This window comes from Enterococcus raffinosus (assembly GCF_019175485.1).
In the GTDB taxonomy this organism is placed as follows: Bacteria; Bacillota; Bacilli; order Lactobacillales; family Enterococcaceae; genus Enterococcus_A; species Enterococcus_A raffinosus.
Window position 1 is genome coordinate 337,255 of record NZ_CP072889.1, and the last position, 18,234, is coordinate 355,488.

Annotated in this window: 14 protein-coding genes; 1 reads left to right on the top strand and 13 read right to left on the bottom strand. The window is 41.5% G+C overall.

Annotated features, from left to right (window positions below; all coding sequences use genetic code 11):
- Positions 1-6: 6 nt before the first annotated feature.
- The 5 genes from J9537_RS16310 to J9537_RS16330 form a co-directional block, all read right to left on the bottom strand.
- Entirely contained in the window at positions 7-1,869 is a 1,863-nt protein-coding gene (locus tag J9537_RS16310; protein WP_070510028.1) for a PTS beta-glucoside transporter subunit IIBCA, read from the bottom strand.
- Complete coding sequence (locus J9537_RS16315) at positions 1,866-2,711, bottom strand: PRD domain-containing protein (protein WP_070510031.1); 846 nt, start codon at positions 2,709-2,711, stop codon at positions 1,866-1,868. Before J9537_RS16315 ends, J9537_RS16310 begins: the two co-directional genes overlap by 4 nt.
- A gap of 394 nt (positions 2,712-3,105) precedes the next feature.
- The gene (locus tag J9537_RS16320) at positions 3,106-3,306 is read right to left on the bottom strand and encodes a hypothetical protein (protein WP_176746273.1); all 201 of its coding nucleotides are present in this window, start codon (positions 3,304-3,306) and stop codon (positions 3,106-3,108) included.
- 174 nt (positions 3,307-3,480) lie between these two features.
- Positions 3,481-6,105: a family 78 glycoside hydrolase catalytic domain gene (locus tag J9537_RS16325; protein WP_070510036.1), complete on the bottom strand. Its 2,625-nt coding sequence runs from the start codon at positions 6,103-6,105 to the stop codon at positions 3,481-3,483.
- Positions 6,102-7,403, bottom strand: a complete 1,302-nt coding sequence (locus tag J9537_RS16330; protein ID WP_060789547.1) for a PTS sugar transporter subunit IIC — start codon at positions 7,401-7,403, stop codon at positions 6,102-6,104. Before J9537_RS16330 ends, J9537_RS16325 begins: the two co-directional genes overlap by 4 nt.
- A gap of 341 nt (positions 7,404-7,744) precedes the next feature.
- On the opposite strand from J9537_RS16330, the gene J9537_RS16335 reads away from it, so the two are divergent.
- Positions 7,745-8,785: an AraC family transcriptional regulator gene (locus J9537_RS16335; protein WP_070510039.1), complete on the top strand. Its 1,041-nt coding sequence runs from the start codon at positions 7,745-7,747 to the stop codon at positions 8,783-8,785.
- A 112-nt stretch (positions 8,786-8,897) separates the two neighbouring features.
- On the opposite strand, the gene pcp is transcribed toward J9537_RS16335, so the two are convergent.
- From pcp to J9537_RS16375, 8 genes are all read right to left on the bottom strand, one after another.
- Entirely contained in the window at positions 8,898-9,542 is a 645-nt protein-coding gene (gene pcp, locus J9537_RS16340) for a pyroglutamyl-peptidase I (protein WP_070510042.1), read from the bottom strand.
- A 26-nt stretch (positions 9,543-9,568) separates the two neighbouring features.
- The gene (locus J9537_RS16345) at positions 9,569-10,513 is read right to left on the bottom strand and encodes a DUF979 domain-containing protein (protein ID WP_070510045.1); all 945 of its coding nucleotides are present in this window, start codon (positions 10,511-10,513) and stop codon (positions 9,569-9,571) included.
- 12 nt (positions 10,514-10,525) lie between these two features.
- Entirely contained in the window at positions 10,526-11,206 is a 681-nt protein-coding gene (locus tag J9537_RS16350; protein ID WP_060789425.1) for a DUF969 domain-containing protein, read from the bottom strand.
- Between the two features lie 15 nt (positions 11,207-11,221).
- Positions 11,222-14,461, bottom strand: coding sequence for a M14 family metallopeptidase (locus J9537_RS16355; protein ID WP_218257661.1), 3,240 nt, complete (start codon positions 14,459-14,461; stop codon positions 11,222-11,224).
- Between the two features lie 14 nt (positions 14,462-14,475).
- Positions 14,476-15,252 (bottom strand): glutamate 5-kinase, encoded by a 777-nt coding sequence (gene proB, locus J9537_RS16360; RefSeq protein ID WP_070510051.1) that lies wholly within the window; start codon positions 15,250-15,252, stop codon positions 14,476-14,478.
- A 450-nt stretch (positions 15,253-15,702) separates the two neighbouring features.
- Positions 15,703-15,984 (bottom strand): BMC domain-containing protein, encoded by a 282-nt coding sequence (locus J9537_RS16365; protein ID WP_016178630.1) that lies wholly within the window; start codon positions 15,982-15,984, stop codon positions 15,703-15,705.
- Between the two features lie 18 nt (positions 15,985-16,002).
- Positions 16,003-16,638, bottom strand: coding sequence for a phosphate propanoyltransferase (gene pduL, locus J9537_RS16370; protein ID WP_070510054.1), 636 nt, complete (start codon positions 16,636-16,638; stop codon positions 16,003-16,005).
- A 36-nt stretch (positions 16,639-16,674) separates the two neighbouring features.
- Positions 16,675-18,219 (bottom strand): acetaldehyde dehydrogenase (acetylating), encoded by a 1,545-nt coding sequence (locus J9537_RS16375; protein ID WP_070510057.1) that lies wholly within the window; start codon positions 18,217-18,219, stop codon positions 16,675-16,677.
- Positions 18,220-18,234: the final 15 nt, after the last annotated feature.

Sequence of the window (18,234 nt, forward strand, 5' to 3'; positions counted from 1 at the left end):
TATCCTCTATTCAAAAATAATATTCATTGAGAGATCACTATCACAGACAGGCTTATTTGTTTCTGGAATCACATCCAGGTAATCATTGGTATTAGTCACAACCACGATCGTTGTCGGATCATAGCCCGCCTGCTTGATCGCTTCAAAATCAACAGTCCCTAATTTTTGCCCTGCATGGACTTTATCTCCGGCTTTTATCGAAAGTTCAAAGCCTTCACCATCCAGTTCAACCGTATCAATACCTATATGGATCAAGATTTCTGCGTTGTTCTCCCCTTTGATCCCAATCGCATGCTTGGTCGGAAATACTACAGTTACCTCTCCATCAATTGGCGAATAAATCGCATTGTCCTCAGGAATGATTCCGACACCTTTTCCTAAAGCACCTGTTGAGAAGGCCTTGTCCGCAATCTCTGATAATTGAACCAATTGGCCTTTAACCACACTCTTTAATGGAATGGAGCGGACACTGATCTTTGTTCCTTCTTCAACCGCTTTTTCAGAAGAAAGTTCTTGCGTCTCCTCGTCATTTTCAGCCGGCACACCTAACATGTAAGAAGCAATCGCTGCACCTAAGAAGCTGATCGCAACGGCTGCCACCATGAACCATAAATTCGCAAAGTCGCCTTGACCGATATATGAAGGTAGGCCAAACAATCCCCAAGCCATCGAATAGGCCTTAACTCCCGTAATGCCGGCAAATAATCCGCCTAATCCGCCGCCGATCATAACGGCTACGAATGGACGACGATATTTTACAAATACCCCGTAAATCGCTGGCTCAGTGATCCCTAAGATTGCCGAAAGAGTCACCGTACCAAATAATTGTTTTTGTTTGTTGTTCTTCGTACGTAAAAAGTACCCAAGCATCGCTCCGCCTACCGCGATATCAGAAATCGTACAAGCAGTAATAAAGGCTGGATCATACCCATTCGCCGCAATCAGTGAAGCCACTACTGGCATGATAAAGTTCCCTGCCCCTAACATAATCAAAAACGGCTGCAAAGCTGAGTAAAGCATTAACACGAACCAGCTGCCAACCGTATTTAGCAACCAATTGAATACACCGATAATGCCTTCCCCTAAATAAAAACCTAACGGACCAAAAACTAATAACGTTGCCGGCAGCATCACAATCATTACCAATAAAGGGGTTAAAAACAGCTGCAATGAATCAGGAACAATTTTCTTCACGTATTTCGTCACATAGCCCATGATCCAAACGGCTAATAAAATTGGAACAAAGCTGTTAGAATAAGTGATCTCAGGCAATCCGATCCCAAACATGTTCAAACCAGATACGCCGTTAATCGAATCCGATAAAATGGTTACCGCTAAAGCAACCGCTAAATAAGGATTCGCCCCCAGCCGCTTCGCACAGCTCATTGCCATAAAGATCGGCAAGAAGTAAAACACCGCGTTGCGTAATGTATCAAAGATCATATACGTCGAGCTTTCCGGTGAGATAAGCCCGGTTAGTGAAACAATCGAAAGAACCGCCGCTAACAGCCCTGCACAGATAATGGGTTCTAAAATCGGGGTCATTGATTCAGAAACAACGTCTAAAGCTGCTTTAACAAAATTCTTTTTTTCTTTCTTGCCTGTTCCTTGGGATTCAGAGTCTAACCCAAGCATACTGATCAATTCCTTATGAACGTCATTCACGTGTGTACCTACAATAATTTGATAAGCGACTGGATTACTGACGACATCGATGACCCCATCCATTTCTTTGATCGCCTCTGTTTGCGCCTTTGAACGATCCTTCAAGGTAAATCTCAGTCTGGTCATACAATGAACAACCGCTTCGATATTGTCTTTTCCACCCACTAAATCAATAATTTCTTGATTGAATTCTTGGTATTTCATTCTTTTTCTTCCTTTCTCTCAGTCACACGATTAATGTGAATCATCAAATAGGTATATTCGTCCTTCGACAGATATTGATTGAATCTGCCCTTCACATAAATATCAATTTTTTTCGTTGCCTTAAAGGCTTCTGGGTAAAGCAGTCTTACTTGTTCGAACAGCCCGGCACTGTCTTCACTGTAAACCTCCTGCTTTCTTAACCGCTCGATAAAATACTGCAAATGCGTCACTAACCGCATATAATTCATCGAGGTTTCATCTAATGAAATATTAAAATGGTACTTAATAATGTTTAAGATATCTCTCAATATTTCCATGCTTTCCAGCGTTTCATCCAATAGCGATTGACTTTCCTGAATATTGACAAAATGTAAGGCGATAGACACGGCTTCCTCATCTGGAAACTCATAGTGGAAGGTTTTGCGCATCAACTTAACCGCATACAACCCGATATCATAGAACTTGGGATAAAATTTCTGGACCTCCCAGGTCAATGGACTGCGAATAAACTGATCCTTTTCTCCCCGCTTTATCGCAAAAGTAAGATGATCAAGCAGCGCTAAATACAGATAATCATTGGCTTTTTGTTCTGCAACAAACTCGCCATAAGCGACAATATCATTCAACAAATGAATCATTTTCTCATCTGAATGAGTCAGCAAATAGCTGAAATGCTCTAATCGATCCTTAGAATCTAAGACATACGTTTTTTCAATTTCGGAATCCGTTATTCGTTGGCCAACGCTTTTTTTAAAGGAGATTCCCGGTGAATAAACGATTGATTCATGACCGCCCTTATCAATGATTGCGATATTGTTATTTAAAATTTTTACTACTTTCATCATTTACTCCTTTCCAGAAAAAAAACTCAGATTACAGACTAAACAAACTGAAAAGATTTCAGTATATTTAGTGCATAATCTGAGTTCTGCCTGCATTACCAGTCACATAACTCTAAGAACAGCTACCTTGCTATTCCTAGCTCTTTTTCTTTCTTACAAGCTTATAATAACTGCCGAAAGTTTTGTTGTCAACGCTTTCTTTAGTTTTTTCTAGAATAAGCTCTAGTTATTATTTAGGCAGGAGAGAATATAAATAGCCTCTTTTACAGGATCAATGCATCATGAAAGTCCTTTTTATACAAAGAGAAACTGTAACTTTATACTTAAAAACCACTCTTTTTATTATCTGAGATCAAAACTCTCTGATAAGAAAAGAATGGTTTTTTTGCATCTATTAAATCACTTGCTGGCTTCTTTTTTCTAACTCAGCAAGAATGTGATCTTCCTGTTTTTCAAATCTTACATAAAGCAGCATTATTACGGCTCCAATGATGCTCGTCATCAACAATATATAATTCTGACAATGACCATCTTTCGAAATGTTTAAATCAAATGTACGATTCTTTTGTCTCAAATACTCCGCCTCCTTTTTCATAACCTAGTCTACCACCCATAAGAAAGCGCTTCTATTTTCGATTTCAATCAAAAGTTAAGAGATTTCACTTTTTTGTAATGAGATTTCGTGCATTCCATTCTAAGAGATAAACTATTACAGACCAAAAAAACACCAAACATCCTCTTCTGAATGCTTGGTGTTCCTCTCTTCAACCTATCCCTTCGTCAATCTCACAAATAGTTCGAGACTCTCCCCCAGAGCTCGACAGCGTTCTTCTACTTGCCAATCTGAAGTCGGAAGATTCAATGTATAGGGTTGGTTTTTTGGTAAATTTATTTTCCCTTTTATCTCTTCTTCTGTTTGAGTCCATTGAAGCTGGATTTTACCGAAGGGGGTTCGGATACTGCCAGATATAGTCTCAAGCGAAAAAGCTGTTTGCGGAGTGATGAATATTTGTCCATTTATTCCTTCTGGAAAGCTGATTCCTAGAATCTGCCTGACCATCCACGCGGAGTAGGAAGAAAACATCGCGTGGTTTAATGAACCGTTGTACGTTGCCGCTCCTTCTTGAAGAGGAAAATGTTCGGATAAGGTTCCAGTTTCAGCAAGCATCGCTTGATAGCTTGGTGCTTCCGACTTAGTGAGCCAATCAAATAGAATCATCTGATGCTCCTCGCTAGTAAGTAGTTCATATATCCAAGCCATTCCAAAAATTCCTAAAGATATGACGCCATCGTTGGCAGCTATCTTTTCGATTAATTGCTGAATTAATTTCTTTTGGGCTTCTCCTTGAACCAAATTTGCTTTTAGAGCAAAAACTACGCTTGACTGTGTTCCTTCTCCAAAAGAACTATTTGCATGGGCGTATTCAGAGAAAATGGCTTGGTTCACTTCTGTAATTTTTTTCGAAAGAAGACCGGCTGATTCATATTCGACTAACTCTTTCATGAGCTGCTGATACTCTTGCAGAATGATGCTGTAGCTGCAAGCAGAGCAAAATTCCTGGTCTGGCGAAGTAATAACAGCGCCATTGGTTTTCTCATCAATTGATCCCCAGTCGCCTAAGCTGCAGGCTTTGATATAGTCAAAGTCAAAGCTAAGAAGATAGTCGATATGCTTCTTGAAGCTAGCAGCAAATTGTTGAACAAAGTGCATTTCATCGTAAAATCGCAGCAAACTGTTGGCAATCGTCGGCAGCACCAGCTGCCAATCAATCGCACCGGCTTTATTACTTGGTCCATTGGTCATAATGCCTACAAATGGCGCTGTCGCTGGAATGCCGCCATCGATGGTTTGATCATTAATGAAGTCGAGCATCACTTTTTTCAACAGACTCACACCGTTGATTGAATACTGATGGGACGACATCAAAGCGACAATATCTCCGCCATAACCAAATCGTTCTCTCGTGCAGTCTTCAAAATAAGAATGGATATTATTTAATCGTGTTTGCAGACCACTCCGCCATAATTGATTCAACAACGGTAGCGATGTTTCAAATTCAGTGATCACTTCAACATTCGTATGCACTCTATAAGCGCAGAGTTCTTCAATCACCGCTTCAAAAGGAACGGCTTCGCTAAAAATAAACTCTACATAACGAAAAGAATGATGAGAGTATTGATTAGAAAATTGAAAAGTCGCTTTTTTAGTTTTCTCGAGGGTATCACTTTGAATAATCCGTTGATTCGGTGTAATCCCCAATTCAGGATCGGTAATACCATAAACGCCGCTAATCGTGCTTGAGAAATCCAGTGCTTTTTTATCATACATTCTCTCAGAGTAATTGAGAATAATTTTTCCAAGATAGTTCTTTGAAACAGTCAACGATATTTGACCAGATAGAATCTCTCCAAAGTCTACAATTACTTTATTTCCTATAGTAGTTATTTTCTTTGGTGAGCTTTTTTCGACTCGTTGTATTTTTGGAATACTTCCAGGTATCAGCGTTCCTGCAGGCCCGAGAATTTTTACTGTTTTGGCTTTCTTTTCACCGCATTGATCTGTAACTTTTTCTCCGACAAAAACATTATTCATTAGAATATTCCCTTCGGCGCTCTTCCATGTGGTATCCGTCAAGACCTGCTGATGATTGCCTTCAAAATCTTTTACCTCGATACTAGCTATTAAACAAGGTTTCCCAATCGATAGCTGTTTTCGTACATTGTATTTCCCTAAAATATTGATTGGAGCCGGATTATACCAACCGTTGCCCAACTCAACCGAAATACAATTCTCCCCTACTGTCAAATACTTCGTGATTTCGTAAGTATCATAATAGACAACCTTATTATAGTTGGTCACATCATTGATTAAATAGTCTTTTCCAACACGTTTGCCATTAATAAACAAGGTATAGTAGCCTAATCCGCAAAGATCAATCCACGCCTGTTTCACTGATGTATCAAGCTTCAGTTGTTTCGATAAAACAATTGTAGGATTGTCTCTAAAATACGTGGCTTCTTTCAAAATCGGATTATCTAATCGGGTGATCCACTCTGCTTCTTGGATTCTTTTGCTCGCTGTTGTAAATTGACTAGTCAGTTTTCTCTGCTCTTTAGTTGTAGAAAACAACGTGAGCTGAACAAAATATGTTTGCCGTACCTGCTCTAAATGACTTAGATCAACGTTCACTTTCATTGCCGTCGCTTGCTTTTCTTCTTTAAAAATCTGTTGGCCCTGCTCGTCAGTTATTCGTAGTGTATATCCAGCTTGGTCAAAAGCCACTGTACGCCAGTCAATTGACAGCGGGGAATCTAATAAAACTGTGTAAGGTTCAGCTATACCATTAATCAAAATACTGATAACTGTCCCCTCCTTCCCTTCTCCGATGATCAAGCCAAATCCGTCGCCTTTTCCGCTTCATAGATTTGCTTGTCAGCTGCTTTAACAAATGGCAGCCAGAGGAACGTAACCACCACTAACAGCACAATCTGCAGGATCGATCCTCTGATACTTCCAGTAACAAAATAACCGCTAAAGATAATCGGTGTCGTCCAAGGCAGTTGGGCTAAGCCTGTCGGTACTGGAACTAAGCCTGTCGCAAAGGCAATGTAGGAGACAACTGTCGAAATGGTGTTTCCTAATAGGAAAGGAATGATATAACTGAAATTCAGCATCAACGGAATCCCAAACAAGGTGGGTTCTCCAATATTAAACAGATAAGGAACAAAAGCGATCTTCCCCACTTCTCGATATTGACGACTTTTTGCCACAATCAAGATTGCGATAATCGCTCCAACTAAACCAATTGATGCAAAGTGATTTCTAAAGCTCATGCTGATAATATTTTCAGGAAGCTCCCCTGCTAAGGAAGCAACTTTGTTTTGATCCTCTAGCACCTGATGAATAGGGTCCATAACCGCTGCGATGATTGAAGAACCATGTAACCCAAAGAACCATAAAAATTGTTCAAAGATTTTTACCACAACAATCCCGCCTAAAGAACCTCCAAGTAAGGTCAAGGGCACCCCTAAAACAGTATTGATCAGGCTTAGTGCATCATTTTTCAAACCAATCTCTAAGATCATTCGCAAAATAAAGAACACCAGTACAACAATAAATGATGGAATCACTGACTCAAAAGGTCCAGCCACTGCTGGCGGGACAGACGCAGGCATTTTAATCTTTATATCCTTATCTGCAATCAATTTGTACAGTTTTACACTGATGATGCTAACAACAATGGCAAGAAACATAGATTGTGCGCCAATACGTGAGATGTCCAGCATTGGACCACTTTCAGTTTCAGTTAAAGGGGTCAATAATAGAAATGAAACTAACGCCGTTAAAATATTTTGGGTATTGTTCACATTCAGTTTTTCTGCTAATGATTTGGATAAAGAAATGACAACAATAAGTCCGCCTATAGCAAGCGTGGCATTGTTTACATACAGCAATTTATTTTGCCAAACACTGGCATCCGCTGTTCCCAGCAGCTTTGTAATAAAATTCGTAACCGCGTCGATTGGAAAAAAAGCAATAATCAAAAAGATCGAAGCCACAAAGGTGAAAGGCATATACGCCAACATTGCATCTCGAATCGCTTGGATATAGAGATTTCCATTTACTTTGGCCGAAAATGGCCCCAACTTTTCTTGTATCTTGTCCCCTAAAGGCATTTTTTCACTATTCATCTTGTCACAGCTCCTTCTATATTCTGTAGTGACTATCAATGGTGTCCGGACCATCCTTTATGATATCGCTATCATAATCATCATAACGGATGATCCGTTTCAAGATAATATCTAATTTTGACAAGAATACTGACCGAATTTTACTTCTTTTTTTTTACCACGGTAACATATCCTCGTTCAGCTCTAGTGAAATAAAATTAAGAAATAGATTGATTTAACAAGCTTAATCAATACTCTCAAATGATTAGCTGAAATTATAATTTTATTGACACCGCTATCATTTTCAGTCTACCATAGGAATGAGATCAGTGGACATTGACTATTTTTACAGGAGGAAGCGCATGGACAAAAATGAAATTCGCAAACGATTGACTGCTTATACCGAAACTGAATTAGCACTGCTTAAGCCTTCCGATTCCAAAGAGGTCCATTCATTAGATGATGAGAATTTTTCCTTTGTTCTCACGGAGGCAGGACAAAAAGTTTATCTATATACCTACGAAAAGCATCTAGAAAGCGCCTTAAAAAAAGATTTTGCCTATAAAAATTTTTTAGAAAGCAGCCAAGTAATTATTCTGAAGCACGCCCGACATTCCTATACCCCTTTCCACATGCATGATTTCATTGAAATGAGCTATGTCTATTCAGGCAATGTAGAGATGATTATCAACGAGGAAAAGGTTCAGTTGAATAAAGGGGCCTTTTGCCTATTAGATACCGAAGTCATTCACCGGATCATGGAAACCTCAGAAGAAGATATCTTGATTAATTTACTGATGAAAAAAGAATACTTCTCTTCTCGAATGCTTAGCCGTCTCGCCTCCAACAGTACGATCGCTCAATTTGCTGTTGATGCTCTTTCTGAGACGCAAAAACACGATCAATTCATCGTGTTCGAAGCGCTGAACAATGAATTTCTACTCGATGCAATGGAAGGTTTGCTCTCTCATTATTTCGATCCTAGTACAGATTCACACGAAATTATTGACGCCTATATGATCATCATTTTTTCAGAATTGTTGCGTTCCTTCCAAAAAAAACAGGCGCAAGAATCCAGAAATGCCAACGAATTTTATATCGGAGACATTTTGGATTATATGGAGAAGAACTATATGAACTGTTCGTTAAAGGAAGTTGCCGAACACTTTGGCTATAACCCCAGCTATCTGAGTCGGATGATCCATAGGCAGGTAGGCAAGTCTTTCATTTCAATTATTCAAGAGATTAAATTGAATCATGCTAGTCTGCTGCTGAGAAACTCGAATCTCCCCGTAGAACAAATTATTCAACAGGTAGGCTATAAAAATTTGAGCTTTTTCTATAAGATCTTTTATGAAAAGTTTGCCCTCTCTCCGAATGACTATCGACAATCAATAAGTTAATAATTATTAGTAAATACACCTCTCACTTCCTTTTCTATAATGACTTGATATAAGTCATAAAAAAAACTGCAAACAGCTTCCGTAAAACGGAAATTGTTTGCAGTTTTTTTACTTACATAATCGTCCCCATCGCTACATTTTGATCCTCGTCTGTAGTGATCGCAGCAGCAACTGCGGCTTCCAGACCCTTAGCAATAGTTTCTACCAGCATGCTTGGTGTGCCGACTGGCAGGTCTATCACTTGTTCGGGTAAATACGGAACGTGGATGAAGCCACCTTTGATATTCTTGTTTTCTTTATCCGCTAAGTATAGTAAACGGTACATAATATCGTTGCAGACAAAGGTACCAGCTGTGTAGGACACGCTTGATGGGATGCCAGCTTTTTTCACATTGCTGACCATCGCTTTGACTGGGATCGTCGCAAAGTAGGCTGTTTCGCCGTCTTCATGGATGACTTGATTCAATGGCTGCTGCTCCTCATTATCAGGGATGCGGGCCTCCATTAAGTTAATCGCAACTTTTTCAATTGAGATATCTGAGCGTCCACCTGCTTGTCCGACACAGATCACGATGTCAGGATTTTGCTCTTGGATGGCTTTTGCTAAGACTTCCCCATCCTTTTTGAAGACGGTTGGGATTTCTAATTTATGAATGTTGGCACCTTCGATGGTGTCTGGCAATAATTTTACTGCTTCATAGGCAGGGTTAATCGCTGCTCCGCCAAATGGATCAAAACCGGTAATTAATACGTTCATTATTCTCACCTTTCTTTATACAAAACTTATTTGAAAACAATCATGTAGCCAATTTGGAAAACTAAGAAGACTACAGCTAATAATGCTTGATTCTTGATTACACCAAAGCGGTCTTTCATTTCCAGCATGGCAACAGGAACGATGTTGAAGTTTGCGGCCATTGGTGTACATAAAGTTCCGCAATATCCGCAGGTTAATGCCACCATCCCAATTAAGGTAGGATCAGCACCATAGGCTAAAACAAATGGTGCACCAATTCCGACAGTCATAACGGTAATCGCCGCAAAGGCATTCCCCATAATCATAGTAAACAACATCATGCCGATGGCAAATACGATGATTCCTAAATTGACATTTCCTTTAGGAATAACTTTTGCGACAAGCTCTGAGATGACTTCCCCAACTCCGGCAGCGGTAAAGATCGCTCCTAAGCTCGCTAACAGCATCGGCAGCATACTTAATGGCCCCACTGTTGACAGCATCCGTTCCGCATCATCTAAAAACACAATCGGTTTGTTTGAGTTTGAGTAAACCATCAATATAACAATCGCGACTAAAACACCGACACCCACACCGACTAACGCGCCTAATTGAGTGAATACCGCGAAAATGATCGCGAAAATTCCCATCGCTAAGGCTGGAATGAAGATTTTCATCCCGATCTTGTCCGCCATTTTCTTCGTAACAGCTTCTGTTGGGGCACTTTCTTTTCCTTTGTTTACCTTTTTAAAGATTGGCGGCAGGGTCATAAGAATGACTAAGACACCATTGATCATTGGCGGAATCCAACGACCAAACATCATAACGATTCCTAAGGCACACCAAAAGATCGCTGTTCCAATCGGGGTTGCGTTGGCTTTGTCACGGGCGTTTTTGATCCCGGTATAGATAGCGACAGCGCCCATAATAATATAAATAATTTCAAGTAATTTTTCAGATAATAAAACGTCTTGACTTAGAAAAAATGACATGTATGTTCCTCCCTATTTCTTACTGCCGTAGTATTTTTTGTATAATTTGCGGTCTTTTAAGAAGTAATAAACAATCGCCACGATGACGGCAAATAACGCAACGGGAATTTCAACCTTGGCTAGATCAAGCAGGCTGGTTTCGTAACCTAAATCCTTCAATGTCGCTTGCACCAATAACGCTCCCGGTCCGCCGACGAACAATACTTGGAAGAAGAACCATGCGATATTTTCCATTCCTGAAGACATGCCCTTCAGCTCTTCCACATAGTCCTCTTCTGGTTCCTTGCCTTTAGCTTCGATCGAACCGATCACCATCGGCATGATAATCGGACGTACAAATCCAGCTACCCCACCAAAGCTGATGTTAAAGGCCGCAAAGATGGAACGCATAATTCCGTAGGCACCGATAACCGCACCAGCTGACGCATTCTTGATTTTACTGATTAATTTCGCTGCAGATTCCTTCAAGCCATTTCGTTCCAAGGTTCCTGTTACAAGCATGATTAGAATGAAAATTGCCATTGAACGGTTTGAAACAAAGCTTGTTCCCAGGGTCGTTAGTAACCCTTCTACACCTAACCCGCCGGTGAGCGCTGTAACTACGGCAGCTACTAAAATAATCAAAATTGAATCCAATTTTAGCGCAAAGCCGACAATTACGATTAAGATACCTATTAATTTAACTAATTCCATATAAAAAATTCCTCCTTAAGTTGTTGCAATAATCGGTCGAAGCCGAGTATGACTAATAACAATTTCTTCTGTCGTTAAAACAGTCGAAGTTTGATAAAGCGTGGTGGCCGCCAGTAATAAATCAATGATGGCTAAGTCATGCACCACGTGGGCTTGGGCACATAAGGTTAAGTAATCTCCCTGTGCAGTCTCATCCGCAACTTCACTGGTATAGGCGACTGAAGTCAGCCAAGGGAAGCGAATAGACGGATAGCGATGCTGCGGATCAGCCGCAAAACCGATCCAGTAATTGATCATTTCCTTGTAATATTCAGCTGGAAAGAGCTTCGGCAGCCATTTATGGGCATAGGTCTCAAATTGTGCCGCCCATTCTTCATTCCAATGTTTCATCTCAGGAACCGCACCAATCGCTTCTGCGATCGCGTCTTCAATTTTTTTGTTCAATACAATATTTGAACGATATTCTTCATTCGTAGGCACCCAGAAATAGCCGTATAATAAGGAACGCGGCAGCCAAAAGCCCTTATAAGAAGGCGATGTATAGCCCGAAAATGGCTGCTCCCACTCGTGAGTAGGCACCCCATGATTATCAACCATGACATCTGGAACAAACCGTTCGTAAAGTCTTGTCATCCCCATTGCCTCTGGATAGTTGGTATCGAGATTGAAGTATTCATAATAAAATTCTTTCCCCACACCATTGAAACGAGCAACATGCAGCTTCCATTCAGGATTATCCTTCTGCAATTCATAATGAATCGCCGCCCCGTCCACATTTTCTAAGGGAACAAGAACCAAATTCAACCGATCAGCAATCCCGTGATACTTCGAATCAGTCAATAATTCCTTCAATAGTAGGAAAGCGCCGTTGGTTCCTGAAACTTCGTTGGCGTGATGCCGCGCGTTAATGATTTCTGAGGGATAGTTGGTCAGCCGTTTTGTTCTGGAAACATAGGCAGTCTGAGCGGCTTGCGGTACCAACTCAATCGCGTAAATTTCTCGTCCTAAATAGGAGTTCGCGATTTTATAGACCTCAAGCTGCGGCACACGCTTCAGCTGTTGAATGATTTCTAAGTATTCTTCATAACCGATCACTTGATCGGGGTAGAGATTGATTTGATCAATCGTCAAATCCTGGGAAATCTTTGTCGTTTTCGGCGTTTGCTTCACCAAAAAGTGCTGATCCGCCACCTGAAAAATAAGCTGATCGTATAAATCAAATTCAAATTCTTTTGCGACAAGATCTTTTTCTAGCAAGCTTGCATATGCCTCTACCACTTCAGGCGCTACACCCTCGATCTGGATCGTCGCGATCAATTTTCCCTGCTGATACGTGATGGAATGAAGCGTACACTGGACTTCTTTGCGCTCCTTAGGATGAGGCAACACATGATCGCCCGCCAAAATTTGCGGTTCTTTTTTTACATGATCAAAAATCGTTGCTTCAAATTGCGGCTTGCCGATCTCCTGACGGATCACAGGTAAAATCAGCCCCGGCTCTTCAAACATTGCACCGCAAGCTTCTAATCCATAGTTTTTAAAATAATCCGCACCAGCAAAGTAAATATCCTCATGTAGGGCATCCAAACTTGACAATAGGTCTTTACGGCTTGCTAATTGCTCATTCGGCTCACTAGCAGAAATAGCTAATTTCAACTGCGCGAAAAAGGGCTGCTGTTCTATAGTCAATTGATCTTTTCCATGTTCTTCGACCCACGCACGAGTAGTCGGCAGCACTTCCTCTTGATACAGCGTCCAAATTTTTTCGACATCTGTTGCGAATTGCTTAGATAAACAGCACTCTCCGTTAATTGTCACTTGAATTCGACCCGTCGGCGGATGAACCTTACTCATTCCAGGATAAGCGGATAAATAGGTTCTTTCCGAATAGCTGGCCTGATAGGTCCAACGCTCAATGCCCATCTCCGTTTCCGCTAATACTTCATAAGTCAGCTCTTCTGTACCGGAATACGTCGCAAACTCGATCTGATCAGCCGACAAATCCAGTGCAGTTATGAGATTGTCTTGAATCGGATACAGCTCCTGCAAATAGCGAATCGGCAAGTCGTTCCATTTCTCAGGATCATCCCCATCCACATTGTTATAGGTCGGGGTCGCGCCCGCTTCATCCGTCCAGTCGGTGATCCCTTCAGGTAAAAAAGGCTTGAAATTGATCGTAACTTTTTCAATTTTCTGACTTTTCAGTGTAGGTAAAATAATTTCGTCTATCCACGAATAGCCTTGCTTATGAGCGCAAATCAACTCAACGGTTCCGGTTACCTGACGCGCCTGCAATTCTGCTTCAATTTGGTCTTTTAGCTCTGCTCGTACTTGGCGGTCTTCGCTTAAAACTCCTTGAATCTCAATCTGATCTCCTGGCTGTAACTTCGAGTAAACAGCAGTCAATTCGGATAAAAACACATCCACTTCCCAGTCTAAATCAAAGGATTTCTGCCAGCTTTTCACCATCGAGCGATGATTCACAAAGCTTATTTCAGGCAATGCCGCTTCAATTTCTGCTTGCCGCTGCGTGATTTCAGGAGAGACATAGGCAGTGACCTTCTGATCTGAGACACTCGACGCATAGGCCAATTGCCCATCCAGATTTTTCAGCAAAAAGCCATCTACTAGCTTTTGCAGGTAGCTCATCCAGGTTTCAAAGCTTGAAAGCTTTGGGAACTGCTCACAGATAATTGCTGAGAATTCTTCTAGCTCCTTGCCGCGACCTTCGATGATCACCAACTCGTCTTGCTGCTGAATTCGGCAATGTTCCGCTTCTCGAAAAAGAATCGCTGGACCGCCTTGATAATTTTCAACAAGCAGCCAATCACTAATCGCTGTTGTTTCCATCCCTAAACGAAAGGCTAGATTACTGGCGGCTGCCACGAAAGATGCGTCACATTTTTCTGGTAGAATCATTTTGACCGTCAGCTCATCCGGCAATAAGTCATTATTTTGATCCTTTATAAAAGGCCCAATGCTGAAAAGCTTCTCTAAGCCTGTTTCCTCACGCCAGTCAAAAATCATCATTTTGTCGGTGTACTCATTCACCGCTTGATAATTCTCTGGCACTTGCACGCCTTCTCCATCGACTTTTTGCTTCGCTGCCAACTCCTGCAATGATGGCGCGGCTTCGCCTACTTCTGTGCTGGCAATTGGAAAGGTTGTCTGTTCACAGTAAAATCCAGAAAGTAAGGCCACTTGAATCGCTTCTCGTTGTTTACTAAAGGATTGTCCACCTTGTACCTTTAACATCGCTTTTCCTCCCGTCATTTCTTAAATAGTGTGCCAACCTCGCGTCCTGCTAAAATATCGAACAATACCTGAGGGCTCTTTCCATTGGCTAGTACCATGGAAATATTGGCGGTTAATGCACCGGTCGCAGTCTTCAACTTACTGCGAATGCCTCCACGGCTCAATTCTCCTAAATGAGGATCAGATTCTTCCAGTAAGCGTTGATCAATCTCACTTAAATGCTGAATCATCGTCGCTTCTTCATTCAACAAAGGATTCTCAGAATAAAGGCCGTTTACGTCCGTCAGCATCACTAATAGATCCGCCTGCACCGCCTCAGCTACTAATAAGGACAACTCATCATTGTCTTCAAACTTCATTTGGTGCCCTTCCCCATCTATCGTTACCGCATCATTTTCGTTAATAATCGGAATTATTTGATGGGCCAGAAGTTCCTGCAGTGTTTGAATAAACGCCTGACGACTATTTGGCTGCTCTAGAACCTCTCGACTTAGTAGAAGCTGACCGATTTTTTGCTGGTGCTCCTTAAACGCATCCTCATACAAACCCGTTAAAATTCCTTGGCCGACCGCTGCTGCCGCATATTTCGATACGTCACCTAATTGCGTAATGCCCACACCAACAGCACCAGATGAAACTAAAATCAGACGCTTCCCACTGGTGGTCAATTCCGATAACACGCTAGCCAGCTTAAATATCGCTGACTCACTCACACCGTTTTCTGGTGAGACCAATAAGCTGGTCCCCACCTTTATTACAATAATATCCGCTTCTTTGATTTCTTCTCTCATCTAAAACACCTTAACTATAAAAAACAGACTACACATCTTAACAAAACTACAATCGTCTATTACACTTTTATTATTTTTGGCTAATCATATCACAAATCGAACCGCATGAAAATATTTTATTTTTCTAACCTTATCTTCCTTTCAAAAATAATCTCTTTGTGTTAAAGGATTTCATTGATCAATCATAGGATAAAAAATGGTTTTACCAACAAAACAGTTATCTTAACCAAACTAACTATTATCTTATTATAATAAATATTTATTTTAAAAGAACGTATGTAATCATTTAAAATAATCATTCCACACAAAGTTGTATTCATTTTATTTTCCTACACGTTCAGAATTACCTCAGAATTTTTTTATCCTGAACAAAAAAACTGTACATACCTTTGATTCCCACGTTGGAAGAGAATCTAAGAGTATGTACAGCTATTTCTCAACAGCGACCTTCTAAGCGTTGGTTGATGGTAAAATTGTTTCTACCTCTGAATGAGGGCGTGGAATAACGTGAACAGATAGTAATTCACCTACACGCTGCGCCGCTGCTGCACCAGCATCCGTTGCCGCCTTCACTGCACCGACATCTCCACGTACCAAGACGGTCACGATTCCGCCGCCGACACGTTCTTTCCCGACTAAGGTCACATTCGCCGCTTTCACCATTGCGTCTGCTGCTTCAATTGATCCGATTAATCCTTTTGTTTCGATCATTCCTAATGCATCTGATTTCATTTTTGTATTCCTCCTAAATTATTTTCTAATTTTTATTGATGTTCCTGGCATAACGCCAAGAGCATTGGCTTCTTCGGTATCAATATGACACTCCAAGCCTGAATTCGCAGTCGCGCGAATTACTACATTGTTTAAGCTTCCGCCGCGTTCTCCTTCAAAATCGATAGAGACGACTTGACCGTCAGTCACACCAAATTGCTCAGCTTGTTCTGGTAACACATGGATGTGACGTTTGGCAATAATTACTCCCTGCTGAATTTCATAGGAACCGTTTGGCCCAATCAGGGTGATTCCAGGAGTATTAGCTAAATCACCTGACAACCGCAGGGCTCCCTTTACCCCTAATTTAAAGGTATCGCTTTGCAAGATTTCTACTTGTGTCGCTGATCTGACTGGTCCTAAGACACGCACCTTCTCGATTACACCTTTGGGACCAGCAAGCGTGACACATTCCTTGCAGGCGTATTGGCCAGGCTGAGACAAGTCCTTTAGCTTAGTTAATTGATACTGATTGCCGAATAATTTATCGACTGCCGCTTGACTTAAATGAATATGGCGGTTCGAAATCCCAACAGGAATCGTATCGTCTTTCGGTTTGTCTTCAGGATTTAAATGCGCCATGATGGCATTTAGAATCACTTCATAATCTTCCATTTGTACTCCTTTATTTCTTTATTTACATCAGAAAGCTTAGGCATTCATGGTGGTTAAGACTTTTCGAACAACCTCCGCTAACTCAGATAATTCAGCAGCAGAGAAATTGAGTTCTTCTGAATCCCCGCCTTTTGGCTCGCTAGTAGCTGTTTGAGTGGTCAAACATGCATCGATGGGCTCTTCCAGTTCTGGATGTGTGAAGCTGTTGTCTTCAGTGACTAAAGTCGTAACATCCTTTAAGCCATAGGCCACCTTCTTAATATTTAATAGATGCTTCGGACTAACGTTTTCAGAAACAGAGCTTCCACCAAAGGTTCCACAGCCAAGAGTGAAGGAGATTGGCAAACCGGTGCTGATTCCTGTACCACCTTGACTGCCGCCAGTATTGACTAAGATCCGAGAAGCCGGTTTTGCGGCAAATTTCAATACAATATCTCGATCATTCGTATGAATGCTCATCGTATGCCCGATGCCGTTTTGTAATAAATTAATACTCAGTTGGCAAGCTTCTTCCCAATCCTTCACGGTGTAGAAAGCTAGAACGGTGGTTAATTTCTCAAAGGACAATGGATTTCCAGCACCCACACCATTTTGTCGACCAACCAAAACTGTAGTTGTATGAGGAACAGTAAAACCAGCCGCTTCTGCGATCACTTGCGGTGTTCGTCCAACAAATTTAGCGTTCATCGCATGACTGCCGCCTTTGAAGAGCAATCCGCAAACTTTTTCTGTCTCTTTCTCTGACATAAAGTAGCCGCCTTGTGCCTTCAATTCAGCGATGACTGCCGCCTCATTGCTCTCTTCACAGATGATCGATTGTTCTGAAGCGCAGATCGTTCCATTGTCAAAGGTCTTACTGGCAATAATTTGACTGATCGCTTTCTTCACATCCGCGGTTTTCTCGATATAGGCAGGAGAATTCCCCGCACCCACACCAATCGCTGGTTTTCCAGAGCTATAGGCCGCTTTCACCATTCCAGGACCACCTGTTGCGATAATTAATTTCACCTCAGCTGCATGCATCAGCTCATTGGTAGAGGCCATGGTTGGTGTGGTTACACAGCTAATAATTCCTTTGGGCGCGCCTGCCGCTTCGGCGGCTCGGCTCATCATATCCGCCGCTTTTTTTGTACATTCAGCTGCAGCCGGATGCGGTGCGAAGACGATCGCGTTTCTCGATTTCAATGCGACCATCGCTTTGAAAATCACAGTTGATGTTGGATTGGTGGAAGGAATAATCCCTAATACTAATCCGACAGGCTCCGCCACATCAAAGGTACCCTTCGTGGTGTCCTCGTGAATGATCCCAACAGTTTTCTCATCTTTGATTTCTTCATATAGTAAAGCTCCCGCCGCATGATTCTTATAAGCTTTATCTGCGACCTTTCCAAACCCTGTTTCATCCACCGCTGCTTTTGCTAAGCAAACTGAAAATTTTTCTGCGGCATCCTTCATGTTCTTCAAAATGTCATCTACTTGTGCTTGAGTAAATGTCGCGAATTCTTGAGCTGCCGCCTGTCCTGCGCGGGCCAAATCTCGTGCTTCTTGGACGGAGCATAAATCTTTGTCAAATGTCGTCATTTTCTTTTACTCCTT

Coding starts and splice junctions, on each gene's coding strand:
- J9537_RS16310 (WP_070510028.1), bottom strand. CDS start 1,869: ATGAAATACCAAGAATTCAATCAAGAAATTATTGATTTAGTGGGTGGA.
- J9537_RS16315 (WP_070510031.1), bottom strand. CDS start 2,711: ATGAAAGTAGTAAAAATTTTAAATAACAATATCGCAATCATTGATAAG.
- J9537_RS16320 (WP_176746273.1), bottom strand. CDS start 3,306: ATGAAAAAGGAGGCGGAGTATTTGAGACAAAAGAATCGTACATTTGAT.
- J9537_RS16330 (WP_060789547.1), bottom strand. CDS start 7,403: ATGAATAGTGAAAAAATGCCTTTAGGGGACAAGATACAAGAAAAGTTG.
- J9537_RS16335 (WP_070510039.1), top strand. CDS start 7,745: ATGGACAAAAATGAAATTCGCAAACGATTGACTGCTTATACCGAAACT.
- pcp (WP_070510042.1), bottom strand. CDS start 9,542: ATGAACGTATTAATTACCGGTTTTGATCCATTTGGCGGAGCAGCGATT.
- J9537_RS16345 (WP_070510045.1), bottom strand. CDS start 10,513: ATGTCATTTTTTCTAAGTCAAGACGTTTTATTATCTGAAAAATTACTT.
- J9537_RS16350 (WP_060789425.1), bottom strand. CDS start 11,206: ATGGAATTAGTTAAATTAATAGGTATCTTAATCGTAATTGTCGGCTTT.
- J9537_RS16355 (WP_218257661.1), bottom strand. CDS start 14,461: ATGTTAAAGGTACAAGGTGGACAATCCTTTAGTAAACAACGAGAAGCG.
- proB (WP_070510051.1), bottom strand. CDS start 15,252: ATGAGAGAAGAAATCAAAGAAGCGGATATTATTGTAATAAAGGTGGGG.
- J9537_RS16365 (WP_016178630.1), bottom strand. CDS start 15,984: ATGAAATCAGATGCATTAGGAATGATCGAAACAAAAGGATTAATCGGA.
- pduL (WP_070510054.1), bottom strand. CDS start 16,638: ATGGAAGATTATGAAGTGATTCTAAATGCCATCATGGCGCATTTAAAT.
- J9537_RS16375 (WP_070510057.1), bottom strand. CDS start 18,219: ATGACGACATTTGACAAAGATTTATGCTCCGTCCAAGAAGCACGAGAT.